This window comes from uncultured Slackia sp. (assembly GCF_959608125.1).
Taxonomy (GTDB): Bacteria; Actinomycetota; Coriobacteriia; order Coriobacteriales; family Eggerthellaceae; genus Slackia.
The window spans coordinates 1-14,561 of sequence record NZ_CAUHPG010000035.1 but is presented as its reverse complement, the minus strand read 5'-3'; the positions used below and the strand labels follow the sequence as shown (position 1 = coordinate 14,561).

The following is a 14,561-nucleotide window of genomic DNA, read 5'->3' as shown; positions in this document are numbered from 1 at the left end:
GGAACCCCTTCGAACCGTGTGTCGCGGCGGTTCGAAGGGGTTCTCGATGACCCGGATGCCCGGTTTTAAGGAGGCGATCCATACGCATCGTGATTGTGCGGAACGTGGTCGCAATACGGTCCTTCATCGATGCGGTCGCTTGATTCCGTGTGGCAAACATCCCTACTATCGTGGGGTTTCGGTATTCCGTACACCGAATCTTGCGATGATTTCACTATAGATGATTTCGTTTTAATATCAATATCTAATAAATTGATAGATAATATGATTTTAATCGATACTGCTTTTGTTGGGGATCGATAGTAAAGTAGCCCGTATGCACCGTCGATGCGGGATGCTCGTGCACGATGGCGTGGAACCTGTGCGGCGGAGCTTCGGATACGGCCCGGAAGGGCCGTGCGTTGCGTGCGGTTCGGACCGTTGCGCGGACATGCGATCGGAGGCGTGTATGCAGGAAAGATCGGAGTGCGCCAAGGACGAAATCCTGACGCTCATGAACGACGAGCGCCTGCGTCGCCTGCGCGCCGCGTCGGATAGCGGCTTGCTTCTGTACGACGACCTGGATGATTACGAGCTTCCCGACGGCTATGACAAAGATGGTACCTGGAAGCTTCTGACAGCTATTCGCAAGCAAGCGGCCGTATTCATGCCGAACGAACCGTATCGAACCGCCGATTGCTGGTTCGTCACCACTACCGCCCTCTCCTTCGATTCCAAGATGCTCGAGATTCGCTGCAAGGCGGGCTATCCGCTGGATCGAGACATCGACGTCTTGAAAGGCTCGCCGTTTCTGACCCGCTCGATCGAGCGCACGCTCGCCCGAGCTCTTGAAGCGGAAGGGGCCGACGTTTCGGACGGGCGCATCCACGACATCTTCGCCGCACGGCGTACGCCCCGCACGCCCCTCGACCGCGTTATTGGAAACTATATCGAGATAAGCAGGGAGGCGGATTCGCTCGGCGTACGAGAAATAACGCACGGGCTGATCGAGACTTTGTACTATCGTCTAGTCGACGGCGTCGATGTCAGCCTTCTTCCTCGACGTGAGAAGCTCTGCCCCATCGACGATCGCATATCCCCGCCCGATAGCAAGGCGTGCTTGGATGCGATCTGTCATCTTGCGCAGCTCGAAGAGGGCGAAGAACGTCGCTTCGGGCCCATCCAGCGCATCATCAACATCACGTGGTACTTCTGGAACTTCGAGGTGTTTCCTTGCCTCAATTCGCTGGTGGGCGTCCTGCTGCGCAACGTGCTTGCGGCGAAGTGGGGCTTTCCCGTGCTCAGCTGGGTTCCCGTGGGCTATTACCCGTTCGGCAGCCTCAATACGCCCTTGATGAAGTCGGTGTTCGAGAGCTGGTCGGTAGACCGCGGATTCGGATTCGACTTCACGTCGTATTTCTTCATGTACACGAAGTTCTATCTGAACGAAATCGACCGGCTCGAAGAGACGATCGACGGCCTGAAGCGCCTGAACGACCGTATCGGCACCATGTTCGATTTCCCTATGAACGATCGCCAGAAATCGATCATCTCGGCATTATGCAAAGAACCCGATGCCGCTTTGCGCATCGGCCCTCATCAAAGGACGTTCGACGTCGCCTATGCCACCGCGCGCGCCGACTTTCTCGAATTGGAGCGACGCGGCTGCCTCGTGCGCGAGCACGAGGGGAGGGCGTTCGTGTTCAAGGCATGCCCCGCTCTGCGCAAGCGCGTGATGAGCTTGGGCGATGCTGCGACGGGCGTGCTCTAGTCTTCAGACTGGAAGATTCGGCCTTTTCGGCGAATGCGGGTTTCGTTTTGTTTCGGACGCGCTTGAATGAAAGCGCGCGGCGTCTTAATGCAATCTTAATGCGTGTGGTCCTTTTCCTAACATCGCGTTAACTCGAACTTTCCTATCGTATGCACCGAGCCGGCGTTCGGCATATGCCTCCATGCCCGCCGGCGTGGCTTCGTTTCCCAAAACGGCAGTGCCGTCTGTACGGTGCGGGTTCGCGGGAATCCGAGGCAGGCATCATCGCGGCTGCGGCCGCATTCGAGGAAAGGAACGGATCATCTATGGACGTCGTGACGGGATGCGTCGGCGCGATAGGCGCGATCGCGACCCTCTACCTGTTTTACGTATTGTTGCAGGGAGGGGATGAAAGGTGATCGATGAAATTGCCGAATATGCCCTTTACGTGGCTTTTCTTCTTGCATGCGCACTTCCTCTTTCAGCCTATATCAACAAGGTGATGGCGGGTGAGAGGCATCTTTTGAGTCGGGTGACAGCCCCCATCGAGCGCGGCGCATGCCGTCTTTTGGGCGTCGATCCGGGCGAGCAGATGGGGTGGAGGAAATATCTTTTCGTCGCCTTGGTCTTCTCGATCGTATCGTTTGCGGGCCTGATGGCGATTCTGATGCTGCAGGGCGTGCTGCCCTTCAACCCGCAGGGTTTCGATGGCCTCTCGTGGGATCTGGCCTTCAACACTGCCGCGAGCTTTGTGAGCAACACGAACTGGCAGTCGTATGCGGGCGAATCCACGCTGAGCTATTTCTCGCAGGCAATTGGGCTTACGGTGCAGAATTTCGTTACGCCCGCCGTAGGGGTGGCGGTTCTGTTCGCGCTGTTCCGCGGTCTTGTCGCGCAGGAAAGCGAAGGGCTGGGGTCGTTTTGGGTCGACGTCATGCGCGCCGTGCTGGGTATTCTTTTGCCGCTTTCGCTTGTGCTTGCGATCGTGGACGTGGCGCAAGGCTCGCCGCAGAACCTCTCCGACTACGAAACGACGCAGCTCGTGGAGCCGGTGGGCGTGACCGAAGACGGCGAAATAGTCGCGGCGGACGACCCTGCTGCCGTCGAGACGGTCGACGAGATGGTCGTTCCCATGGGACCGCAGGCGAGCCAGGTGGCCATCAAGCAACTCGGCACCAACGGCGGCGGCTACAACGGCGTCAATTCCGCGAGTGCGCTGGAAAATCCCACGCCGCTGACGAATTTGCTGCAATGCGCGAGCCTGCTTTTGATTCCCGTGGCGCTCGTGTTCTCGTTCGGACGCTTCGTGGGCGATCGCCGTCAAGGACGGGCGGTGTTCTCCGCCATGTTCGTCATTTTTCTCGCGGCGCTGTTCGCCGTGGCGGCCTTCGAGATGGCGGGCACGCCGCAGCTCGCGCAGGACGGCGCAGTGTATATGGGTTCCGACGGTCAGTCGGGCGGCAACATGGAAGGAAAGGAGACGCGCTTCGGCGTGACCGATTCGGCGTTGTGGGCGGCGTTTACCACGGCGGCTTCCAATGGATCGGTGAATTCCATGCACGATTCGTTCACTCCGATGGGCGGCATGGTGCCGATGCTGCTCATGCAGCTGGGCGAGATCGTCTTCGGCGGCATCGGGTGCGGTCTGTATTCCATGATCGGCTTCGTGATTCTGACCGTGTTCATCGCAGGGCTCATGGTAGGGCGTACACCGGAATACCTGGGCAAGAAGATCGGGCCGAAGGAGATGCGCATGGCGGTGGTGCTCGCCATCTGCACGCCCGTGGTCATCTTGGTCGGCGCGGCGGCGATGTGTCTTGATCCGGCTACGTTCGCCAGTCTTTCCAACGCGGGTCCGCACGGTTTTTCCGAAGTGCTCTATGCGGCCACGTCGGCGGGCGGCAACAACGGCTCGGCCTTTGCGGGCATGGATTGCAACACGCCGTTTCTCAATACGGTGCTCGGCCTTGAGATGCTCGCGAACCGCTTCGTTCCCATGGCCGCGGCGCTGTGTTTGGCCGGAAGCCTTTCCGCGCGCCAGAAGGTGGCGGCTTCGGCGGGCACGCTTTCCACGTCGAATGCGATGTTCGTGTTCTTGTTGATTTTGATCGTGGCGTTGATAGCGGCGCTGTCGATGTTTCCCGCGCTGGCGCTCGGTCCCATCGCCGAACAGCTCCAGATGGTTCTATAGAAGAAAGGATCGATCAAGGTGCAAACCGATTCCGTATCATCCGACGCCTCCCGCGCGCAGGCGATGCGCGCGGTGTCGGGGGCGTTTTCGAAGCTCGATCCGCGCGAGCAGGCAAAAAACCCCGTCATGCTGATGGTGTATATTTCGGCCATCCTGACAACGGGGCTGTTTTTCTTGAGCCTTGCCGGCGTTTCCGACTCTCGTCCTGGATACATCTGCGCGATCGCCGCGACTCTGTGGCTGACGGTGCTGTTCGCCAACTTCGCCGAATCGCTGGCTGAAGGCCGGGGCAAGGCGCAGGCCGACAGCCTCCGCGCGGCGAAAAAGGACGTCGTGGCCAAAAAGCTCAACGACTGCCTTGCAGCCCGCGGCACCCACGAGGCCGACCCTTCGGCATTCTATGAACGCGAATGCACGAAGGTCTCTTCAAGCGAGTTGGGTCGCGAAGATGTGGTGTTCGTGCGCGCTGGCGACCAGATTCCCGCCGACGGCGAGGTGATCGTCGGGGCGGCGTCGGTCGACGAGTCGGCGATCACGGGCGAATCGGCCCCGGTGATCCGCGAGTCGGGCGGCGACCGTTCGAGCGTGACGGGCGGTACTACGCTGCTTTCCGACTGGCTCGTGCTGCGCGTGACGCAAGAGCGCGGCAAGAGCTTCTTGGACCAGATGATTTCAATGGTGGAGGCCGCCTCGCGCAAGCGCACGCCCAACGAAATCGCCCTGCAGATCCTGCTCGTGGCGTTGACAATCGTGTTTTTGCTGGTCACTCTGGCGCTGTTCACCTTCAGCGATTTCGGCGCGGCGCTTGCGGGCAGGACGAACCCCACCACGATCACCAATCTCGTCGCCCTGTTCGTCTGCTTGGCCCCCACCACGATCGGCGCGCTGCTTTCGGCCATCGGCATCGCGGGTATGAGCCGTTTGAATCGCGCCAACGTGCTTGCCATGAGCGGGCGCGCCGTTGAGGCGGCGGGCGATGTGGATATCCTCATGCTCGACAAGACCGGCACCATCACGCTGGGCAACCGTCAGGCATGCGCGTTCGTGCCGGTGGACGGAGCCTCCGAAGAGGAGCTCGCCGACGCGGCCCAGCTGGCAAGCCTGACCGACGAGACACCCGAAGGTCGCTCGATCGTGGTGCTTGCGAAGGAGCGTTTCGGCATCCGCGGCCGCGATTTGCAGGGCTCGAACATGACGAGCATTCCTTTTACCGCCCAGACGCGCATGAGCGGCGTCGACTTCGACGGCCACGAGATTCGCAAGGGCGCAGCCGATGCGGTGCGTGCCTACGTTGAATCGTACGGCGGCGTGTACGGCGACGCCTGCCGTCGCGCTGTCGAAGAGATTTCGCGCGCGGGCGGAACGCCGCTGCTCGTGGCGCGCGACCATACGATTCTCGGCGTGGTCTATTTGAAAGACATCGTGAAGCAGGGCATCAAGGAGAATTTCGCCAGCCTGCGCAAGATGGGCATCAAGACCATCATGATCACGGGCGACAACCCCACGACCGCCGCCGCAATCGCCGCCGAGGCGGGCGTGGACGACTTTCTGGCCGAGGCGACGCCCGAAAGCAAACTCGACGCAATCAGGCGGTATCAGGCCGAGGGCCACATGGTTGCCATGACCGGCGACGGCACCAACGACGCGCCTGCGCTCGCCCAGGCCGACGTGGCGGTGGCCATGAACTCGGGCACGCAGGCCGCCAAAGAGGCGGGAAACATGGTGGACCTCGATTCAAACCCCACCAAGCTCATCGACGTGGTGCGCATCGGCAAGCAGCTGCTCATGACGCGCGGAAGCCTCACTACGTTCTCGATCGCCAACGACCTGGCGAAGTATTTCGCCATTATTCCGGCGCTGTTCGTGGGCCTGTATCCGCAGCTAGACGCGCTCAACGTGATGCGGCTGGCAAGTCCCGAGTCGGCGATCCTGTCAGCAATCATCTACAACGCGCTGATTATCGTGGTGCTCATTCCTTTGGCGCTTAAGGGCGTGAGGTATCGCGAGGTATCGAGTGCGCAGCTGCTCAAGCACAATCTGCTCGTGTACGGCCTGGGCGGTGTGGCGCTGCCGTTTGTGGCAATCAAGGCGATCGACATGATTTTGGTCGCATGCGGGCTGGCGTAGACGGAAGGGACCGATGATGAAGAGTATGGCGAATTGGGTGCGGGCTTTGGGACTGTTCGTGCTTGCAAGTGTCGCATGCGGTATCGTCTATACCGCAGCAGTTACGCTGGTGGCGCAAGTCGTATTTCCCTATCAGGCGAACGGCAGTTTCGTCGAGGGAACAGACGGCAACCGTTACAGCATGTTGGTTGGCCAGACGTATCGCGACGATGCGCATATGTGGGGACGCGTGCAGAACTACAACGCCGAGACGTTTACGGACGAAGACGGCTCGGTGCTCTTGTGGGCGGGACCGACCAACGAAAGTCCTGCTGCGTTCGAATTCGGCGATGCGGTGGCCCAGCGCGTTGAAAAGGTGCGTGCGGCTCATCCCGAACAGGGCGATGCGCCCGTGCCGAGCGATCTGGTGACCTGCTCGGGTTCGGGCTTCGATCCGCATATCTCGCCCGCAGCGGCCGAATACCAGGTCGAGCGTCTGGCGCGCACGACGGGCAGGTCGCAAGACGAGATTCGCGTGATCATTGCACAATGCACGCAGCAACCGCAGTTCGGCGTGCTTGGTGATGCCGCGGTGAACGTGCTTGCGGTGAACCTTATGCTCGACGGGGTGCTGTAGCGTGTGACGGTTGTCTGTAGAATCGGCGCATGTTTTCGACGAAAGCGAGTGCAGGTGGATTTTGACGGCATGAGACGCGACCCTGACGATTTGTTGCGTCGCATCAAGCAAGACGAGCAAAGCGACGACGAGACGGCGGGTCGCTTGAAAATCTTTTTCGGCTATGCGGCGGGCGTGGGCAAGACCTACGCCATGCTCGAAGCGGCGCACGATGCGGCGGCGCAGGGGTTCGATATCGTGGTGGGCTATGTTGAGCCGCATCAGCGCCCGGCGACGCTCGCCTTGCTTGACGGGTTGGAATGCATCCCCGCCAAGCAGGTGAACCACCGAGGCGTCGTGCTGGGAGAATTCGACCTCGATGCCGCCCTTGCTAGGCATCCGCAGATCGTCATCGTGGACGAGCTCGCTCATACCAACGCCGACAACAGCCGTCATAAGAAACGCTATCAGGATGTCGAGGAACTGCTGCGCGCAGGTATCAACGTGTATACGACGATGAACGTGCAGCATCTCGAAAGCCTCAATGACAAGGTGGCCGCCATCACACAGGTGCCCGTGCGCGAGCGCGTGCCCGACCGCATTTTCGATCAGGCCGCATCGGTGGAGTTGATCGATATCGAGCCCGACGATTTGATCGAGCGCTTGAACGCAGGAAAGATTTATCGCAGCGATGCGGCGGCGCGCGCGCTGGCGAATTTCTTTTCGCGCAAAAATCTCGCTGCATTGCGTGAAATCGCCCTGCGCCGAACAGCCGACAGGCTGAACCGCAACCCTCGAGCCGCCGGCCTCGACGTGGGCGAGGGACAATGCGGCGCAGGCGAGGACGTGCTGCTTTTTGTGAGCGACCGTCCGGGAGATGTTCGCGCGATTCGTGCGGCGGCGAATATGGCGCAGGCATTTCACGGAAATCTGACGGCTTTAGTGGTGGAGCCGACCTGCGACGGGCGTCCTTTCGGGGATGAGGAGGAGCGCCGCATCTGTGCGAATGTCGCGCTTGCTGAAGAACTCGGCGCACATGTGGTCACGGTACAGGGTGACGATGCCGCCGTTCAGATCGCCCAGTATGCACCCGCCGCAGGCATCGAGCGCGTGGTCATGGGGTCGGCCGGAAACGCACGTCGCTTCTTCGGCTGCGGCGAGACGTTCGCTGCGCGGCTGATGCGCCTTGCGCCGGGGCTTACGGTGTCGGTGGTTCCTGAGCGCGATGCGTCGCGCAAGGTGGCGGCCCCGGCGCAGTCGCCTATCCTGCGTTTTTCCTTGCGCGACGTTTGTCTTGCGCTCGGAGCTACGACCTTGTCGTGCGCGGTTGCTGTACCGCTGTTCCAGGCGGGACTCGCCACTTCGGTGGTTCCGATGCTGTTCCTGCTTTCGATCCTTGTGGTGGCTCGTTTCGCCGATACGGTCACTTACAGTTTGGCCGCTGCTTTGCTGGGGATGTTCGCCTACAACTTCTTCTTCACCTATCCGCGCTTCACGTTCATGGCCAACGGGTTGAGCTATCCGTTGATTTTCGCTTGCCTGGCGCTTGGTGGTTTCGTGATGTCGCTTCTGACCGTGCGTATGAAAACACAGGCCGCCGCTTCGGCGCGTCGTGCGTATCGCACCGAGGTGCTGATTGACACGAGTCGCCGCCTGCGCCGCGCAACCACCGTGGAGCAATGTCGCGAAATTGCAGCCGACCAGGCGATTAAGCTGCTCGAACGCCCGGTGGCAGTGTATGACGTCGACACGCAGGCGCGTCTTGGCGACCCCGTCTTGTTCGGTCGGGTTCTTGCGGGCGCTTCGGGTGGCGTGCTTGTTGATATGGCAAGCGAGAAGGAGCGGGCGGTTGCCGCGTGGGTGGCCGTCAACGACGAGCGGGCGGGTGCGACCACCGATACTCTTGCCGATTCGTCCTGCTTGTATCTGCCCATCCACGGTAAAGACCGCGTTCATGGCGTGGCGGCGATTGCGATAGCGGATGGCGGCGAGGTGGAGCCGTTCGAGAAGAACCTGCTTGTAGCGATTTTGGAGGAAGCGGGCCAGACCATGGAGCGCATCAGGCTGTTTCAGGAGACGCAGGCCATGAAGGTGAAGGCGGAGACCGAATCGCTTCGCTCGAATCTGCTTCGTTCGGTCAGCCATGACTTGCGCACGCCGCTCACGAGCATTTCGGGCAATGCTGAGGTGTTGCTCGAAAGCGCAGGCCGCCTTGACGCCGATTGGTTGAACCATCTATATCGCGACATCAGAGACGATTCGCTGTGGCTCGTCGAGCTGGTGGAAAATCTCTTGGCGGTTACGCGCGCCGAAGAGGGGAGGCTCGATCTGCATATCCAACCTGAGGTTGTTTCCGATGCGGTGGAGGAGGCCGTGCGCCATTGCGAGCGCCATGCGCAAGGCCACGAGATAACGGCCGATTGCGGGGACGAGCCGCTTCTTGCCGACATGGACGCCGCCTTGATCGTGCAGGTGCTCGTCAACCTGATCGGCAACGCGGTGAACTACACGCCGCAGGGCTGCCGCATTGCGATTTCCGTGCACAAGCACGCGTCGGGCGTGCGTGTCGACGTAGCCGACGACGGCTCTGGCATTCCCGATTCGCAAAAGGGGCATATCTTCGATATGTTCTACAATGGGTCGCATGAGCGGGGCGATCACCGCCGCGGCATGGGGCTCGGTCTTGCGCTTTGCAAATCGATCGTCGAGGCCCACGGCGGGCGCATCGGCGTACGTGATGCACATCCGCACGGGTGCATATTCTGGTTCACACTGCCGGCGACCGATATGCGTGGCGTGGGCGAAGGGAACCGTTATTGAGGAAAGGGAGTGGTTTGTCTTGGCCGACGCTTCGGAAAACGAGCATTTCTCCATCTTGGTGGTGGAAGACGACCCCGCCGTGCGCAACTTGGTTGTGATGACGCTCGATCTGCAAGGCTATCGCGTCGAAGCGGTTGACCGCGGTGCGACGGGGCTTATGGCGGCCGCCTCGATGAGCCCCGACCTCGTCATTCTCGACCTGGGTTTACCCGACATGGACGGCTCCGAAGTGATTGCAAAGATTCGCTCGTGGTCGCAGGTTGCTATTCTGGTTGTGTCGGCACGTTTGGAAGACGCCGACAAGGTGGCCGCCCTCGATGCCGGTGCCGATGATTATATCGTGAAGCCGTTCTCGGTCGACGAGCTGCTCGCGCGCATTCGCGTCGCGCTGCGCCGTGTGCAACGACAGGATTCGGGCGGTGCGGCAGTCGTTCAAAATGTTTACGACAACGCCGGCTTGCATATCGACTACGTCGCCGCCCGCGTGACGGTGGACGGCGACGAGGTGCATCTGACGCCGATGGAGTACAAACTGCTCTGCGTATTGGCGCGCAATGCCGGCAAAGTGCTCACGCATAACTATATTCTGAAAGAGGTGTGGGGCAGCGCACTGGCATCGGACATGGCAAGCCTGCGCGTGTTCATGGCCACGTTGCGCAAGAAGATTGAGGCCGATCCGTCGCATCCGAAATATATCCAGACCCATGTAGGCATCGGTTATAGGATGTCCGACTAGCTGTTGCATTTTGCGTAATCGTACAATCTCATCAGTAGAGATCGTGAATCTATTTATGCGTATACCCCGGGGCCATTCGTACGTAATTCGGAAGGATTTTCATGGAACATTTTGGCTTGAAATTAGTGAAACGTAAATATTCCTTCAAGCTCAATAGGGAAGACTTTGCGCCTATCAGCACGAAGCCGTCGAATCCGTTTTTTCCTACATTGGCGGAGATGGCCGCGTACACCGATTCGTCTGGAAGGGAATACAGGCAAGAGTGATGCCAGAAATATTGAAAACTGTGCCTTGCTAACTACGATTTGAACATGGAGTACTTCGGTCGCCTCGATCGAGCGTCCTTCGAGAGGGCTCTAGATAATTTCATCAAGAGACGCAAGGAATTTGTTTCCGTTGACGACCCCGGACAGTATAAGGGTGTCGAAGGATACTACATTATGGTTCTTGACGAATACAAGCAAGTTTATATCGGGAAAAGTGATGACATTGCGAAGAGGATTCGACAGCACTGGTCTTCGATGAAACCTTTCGATAGAACGCTGCTTCCGATGTATGCTGAAAAAACATCGTGCTTTTCCATCGACTTTTTCCGTGCACTTGATACAACAAGGATTTACATATGGAAACGAAGGCTGACCGACGGCGTCGAAGCCGATCTCGTTGCAGATTTTCCCAATATATACTGCACGAATCGTATAGGCGGCGATGTGTCGAACGCTATCGAGGCGTTGGCGACAATGAACGTTAGAGAGTTTTGATTTTCATTTTGTCAGACACGAACGTGTCAGCATTTATGGTCATGAGATCGTAGATGCTGACATGCGTCATATGTAATCGTGCGGCATTTTCTTTTTAAACGCATAGAACACGAGCAGGACGAGCGCTATCGGAGGAAAATACCAGAGCATGCAGGCGATCGTGGTGAGTCGCGCCAGATAGAAGGCGAATCTGCGCAAGGGCGCCCGCTTGCATGTTTCGCAGGTCATGCGCACGAACCATCCTCCCGGGGTCTGGCCGCCGCTCAGCCAAGGCACGGCTCCTTCTATGGCCAAAAACGCTCCGGTGTTTATCAAGGGCAGCCACGTATCATTGACGGAGGAGAAATCGTCGAACCCGATGACAAGGGCGATGCAGCGAACGACCATGCCGCCGACCGATACGACGATTCCCATCAGTATCATGTCGAGCCAGAGAGCCACGCAGCGGCGTACAAGGCCGGGGTCGTCGGAGACGTCGCCTTCTTCGGCGAGCGATCCCGGAGGCAGGATACGCGCGACGGCGGCTGCTATCAGCCATCCGATCGCGGCGCCCGATGCGTTCCAGACAAGGTCGTCGACATCGAATGTGCGATAAGCGAACGGGTATATTCCCCAAAAGCCCGTAAGCTGCGTGAACTCGATCGCGAGCGAGGCGAGCAAGCCGATGACGATCGATTTGGGAAGGCTCAGGCGCAACAGGCGCGATGCGATGAATCCCAGAGGAACGAAGAACGCTATGTTCGCAAGAATCTGCGGAACGGCCGATATGCCGCCCTTTCGCAGGTCGTCGATGAAGCCGAGCGGGTTGAGCTGCGGTGCGATTCCGTAGGTGATGCCGAGCCCTTCGTCTCCTTGTGGAAGCGGATAGAGCGTGAAGCAGCCGAGGGCCAGGATGTAGAGCACGGTCAGATAGACCGTGACGAACGATGCTGCTTTGATGCGCCCGTCCCTGCGGTAGAGGTATGCCAGGATCGGCAGCGTCAGCATGAAGGACGCGATGGGCCACAGGCCGATTGCGATGGCGAAGTTGTCGCTGTAGTTCTCGATGAAGCGGAAGACGGTATCCATGGCCCCTTCGTTCGTGATGCGGTGCGTGCGTGCCGACCGCCGCTGCGGACGGCATCCGACGGTTTCGATGTCGGCCTCGATTCACTATAGGCCATGAAACGTGCGCAACGGGCGTGGATGGCGAACCGTGGTAGAAGGGTCGACGAAATGTCAGGTAGATGTCAGCTTCGTTGTCGCACGCGGCGGAGCCAGCGCGTCGGCTAGCGCGTCAGAGGGGCGATCGCGCGCACCACGGCGTCGACGGCAAGTCCTGCTTTCGCGGCGTCTTCGACGCGCATGATGATTTTGCCCTTGAAGCCGTATTCGGTGACTTCTGAGAAGAAGATCTTGGGGTCTTGCGTGACGGGGGACACTTCTTCCGCCGCCGCTTTCGATGCGACGAGCAGTTCGGATTTCACATCATCCATGGGCCTGTCTCCGACGACGGCGAAGGGGATGTTGATCTGGTTTACAGGCGGCAGCTGGACGAGCGATGTCTTCGAGATGATCGAATTAGGGATGATCACCGTTTCGCCGCGTGCGTTGGTGATGGTGGTGTGGCGCCAGCTGACGTCCTGAACGACGCCCGTCTCGGTGCCGACTTCGATGTTGTCGCCGGGGCGAACGATTCCCATGAAGGTGACCTGGATGCCGCCGATGAGGTTGGACAGCGTGTCCTGGAAGCCCAGCGAGATGGCGATACCGCCGACGCCCAGGGCCGTGATCAAGGCGTTGGGGTTGATGCCGAAGCAGGAGTCCAGGATGATGCTGCCGCCGATGATCCATATGACGGCGCGGGCGATATTGACGATGATGCTCGACGAGGGCAGCGGATTGCTGTCGCGATTAAGCAGCGCTCGCAAGCCTTTGACCACCACGTGCGATACGCCGAAAGTGGCAGCCGCCAGCACTACGGTCCAGAAGATGTCCCGCACCCACTCCTGGGAGGCTATTTCGATGATCTGAGAGACCAATGCGTCCATGATACTCCTTTGCGCGACGAATGGATTTTGCGCGGTCGGATTCGACGGGAAGAAAGCATAGCATGCCGTCGCGCACGGGGTTTCCCGCCTCCTTTACCATGGAAATAAAACATGTTGCATGCCGGAGCCCTCGATGCCGTCTTATCGGTTTCGACGGCGCCGTCGGACGCCGAAACCACTCTCCATGGACGATGGCTACGCCCGGATGCGTGATCGAACGGTGCCGTTTCTTGCAAAAAGCGTGGAACGCGCCTTTTCGGATCATGTTTTATGTCGGTGGGGGAAGGGCCCTGTGATACAATGCAACGGCTTGTCAGCGACGGCTGACGGCCCCGTCTCGAATCCGCGAGCGGGTAGATAACTGTAGGCCCCCGAGACATGTTGAATTCAACCACCATGACGAAGGGTCCCCGTGCTTGAAAGGGGTCCGTTTTGACCGAAATCAAGAACACGTCCGTCATCGACTTCGAGGACATCTCCGACGACCTGATGAACGAGATGATCGATGGCACCCTGACCGACTTCGACGAAGGCGATCTGGTCAAGGGCACTGTCGTGAAGCTCGAGCATGACGAGGTTCTGCTCGACATCGGGTTCAAGAGCGAAGGCGTCATTCCTTCCCGTGAGCTCTCCATCCGCAAGGATGCCGATCCCTCCGATATCGTCGCTCTCGGCGACGAAATCGAGGCCCTCGTCCTGCAGAAGGAAGATAAAGACGGTCGTCTGATCCTGTCCAAGAAGCGTGCCGAGTACGAGCGCGCTTGGATCCAGGTCGAAGAGAAGTTCAAGGCCGGCGAGGTTGTTACCGGCGAGGTTATCGAAGTCGTCAAGGGTGGCCTCATCCTCGACATCGGCCTGCGCGGCTTCCTGCCTGCTTCCTTGGTCGATCTTCGTCGCGTCAAGGATCTGGATATGTATCTGGGTACCGAGATCGAGGCCCGCGTCATCGAGATGGATCGCAACCGCAACAACGTCGTTCTGTCCCGCCGCGTGCTGCTGGAGGAGGGCCGCAAGAACGAGCGCGCCGAAATCCTCTCCAAGCTCGCCAAGGGTATGCGCCTCAAGGGCACCGTTTCCTCCATCGTGGACTTCGGCGCCTTCGTGGACCTGGGCGGCATCGACGGTCTGGTTCACATCTCCGAGCTTTCTTGGAACCACGTAAACCATCCCTCCGAGGTCGTCAAGGTCGGCGACGAGGTGGAGGTCGAGGTTCTCGACGTCGATCTGCAGCGTGAGCGCATCTCGCTCGGCCTGAAGCAGACCACCGAGGATCCGTGGCTGAAGCTCGTCGAGTCCTATCCCGTGGGCTCCATCGTCGACGGCAAGGTCACCAAGATCGTTCCGTTCGGCGCCTTCATCGAGCTCGGCTCCAACGTCGAGGGCCTGGTTCACATCTCCGAGATGGCTGCCAAGCACATCGACACCCCGGCTCAGGTCGTTAAGGTCGGCCAGGAGGTCAAGGTCAAGGTCATGGAGATCAACCCCGACCGTCGTCGCATCAGCCTGTCCATGAAGGCTGCTGCCGACGAGCTGGGCTTCGAGATCGAGGTCGACGAGTCCATCCAGGCTCCC

Annotated in this window: 10 protein-coding genes; 8 read left to right on the top strand and 2 right to left on the bottom strand. The window is 59.5% G+C overall.

Features of this window, described 5'->3' with window-relative positions; translation table 11 throughout:
- Positions 1 to 448: 448 nt before the first annotated feature.
- The 7 genes from Q6E04_RS08870 (at position 449) to Q6E04_RS08840 (ending at position 10,959) form a co-directional block, all read left to right on the top strand.
- Complete coding sequence (locus Q6E04_RS08870) at positions 449 to 1,750, top strand: hypothetical protein (protein WP_303250417.1); 1,302 nt, start codon at positions 449 to 451, stop codon at positions 1,748 to 1,750.
- Positions 1,751 to 2,144: 394 nt separating this feature from the next.
- Positions 2,145 to 3,920, top strand: coding sequence for a potassium-transporting ATPase subunit KdpA (kdpA, locus tag Q6E04_RS08865; RefSeq protein ID WP_303250416.1), 1,776 nt, complete (start codon positions 2,145 to 2,147; stop codon positions 3,918 to 3,920).
- Positions 3,921 to 3,983: 63 nt separating this feature from the next.
- Complete coding sequence (kdpB, locus tag Q6E04_RS08860; protein WP_368656413.1) at positions 3,984 to 6,047, top strand: potassium-transporting ATPase subunit KdpB; 2,064 nt, start codon at positions 3,984 to 3,986, stop codon at positions 6,045 to 6,047.
- A gap of 13 nt (positions 6,048 to 6,060) precedes the next feature.
- Positions 6,061 to 6,663 (top strand): potassium-transporting ATPase subunit C, encoded by a 603-nt coding sequence (locus Q6E04_RS08855; RefSeq protein WP_303250414.1) that lies wholly within the window; start codon positions 6,061 to 6,063, stop codon positions 6,661 to 6,663.
- Positions 6,664 to 6,732: 69 nt separating this feature from the next.
- Positions 6,733 to 9,462 carry a sensor histidine kinase KdpD gene (locus Q6E04_RS08850; protein ID WP_303250413.1) on the top strand — a complete coding sequence of 910 codons (2,730 nt, stop codon included), beginning with the start codon at positions 6,733 to 6,735 and terminating at the stop codon, positions 9,460 to 9,462.
- Between the two features lie 19 nt (positions 9,463 to 9,481).
- Entirely contained in the window at positions 9,482 to 10,198 is a 717-nt protein-coding gene (locus tag Q6E04_RS08845) for a response regulator (protein ID WP_303250412.1), read from the top strand.
- Positions 10,199 to 10,509: 311 nt separating this feature from the next.
- Positions 10,510 to 10,959 carry a GIY-YIG nuclease family protein gene (locus Q6E04_RS08840; RefSeq protein ID WP_303250411.1) on the top strand — a complete coding sequence of 150 codons (450 nt, stop codon included), beginning with the start codon at positions 10,510 to 10,512 and terminating at the stop codon, positions 10,957 to 10,959.
- Between the two features lie 66 nt (positions 10,960 to 11,025).
- Here Q6E04_RS08840 and Q6E04_RS08835 read toward each other — a convergent pair whose 3' ends face one another.
- On the bottom strand, positions 11,026 to 12,027 hold the full coding sequence (locus Q6E04_RS08835; protein ID WP_303250410.1) for a VanZ family protein: 1,002 nt from the start codon (positions 12,025 to 12,027) through the stop codon (positions 11,026 to 11,028).
- A 200-nt stretch (positions 12,028 to 12,227) separates the two neighbouring features.
- The gene (locus Q6E04_RS08830; RefSeq protein ID WP_123197865.1) at positions 12,228 to 12,989 is read right to left on the bottom strand and encodes a mechanosensitive ion channel family protein; all 762 of its coding nucleotides are present in this window, start codon (positions 12,987 to 12,989) and stop codon (positions 12,228 to 12,230) included.
- A gap of 432 nt (positions 12,990 to 13,421) precedes the next feature.
- Here Q6E04_RS08830 and rpsA point away from each other — a divergent pair.
- Positions 13,422 to 14,561, top strand: a 1,140-nt coding sequence (rpsA, locus tag Q6E04_RS08825; RefSeq protein WP_303250409.1) for a 30S ribosomal protein S1, incomplete at its 3' end; no start/stop codon positions are given.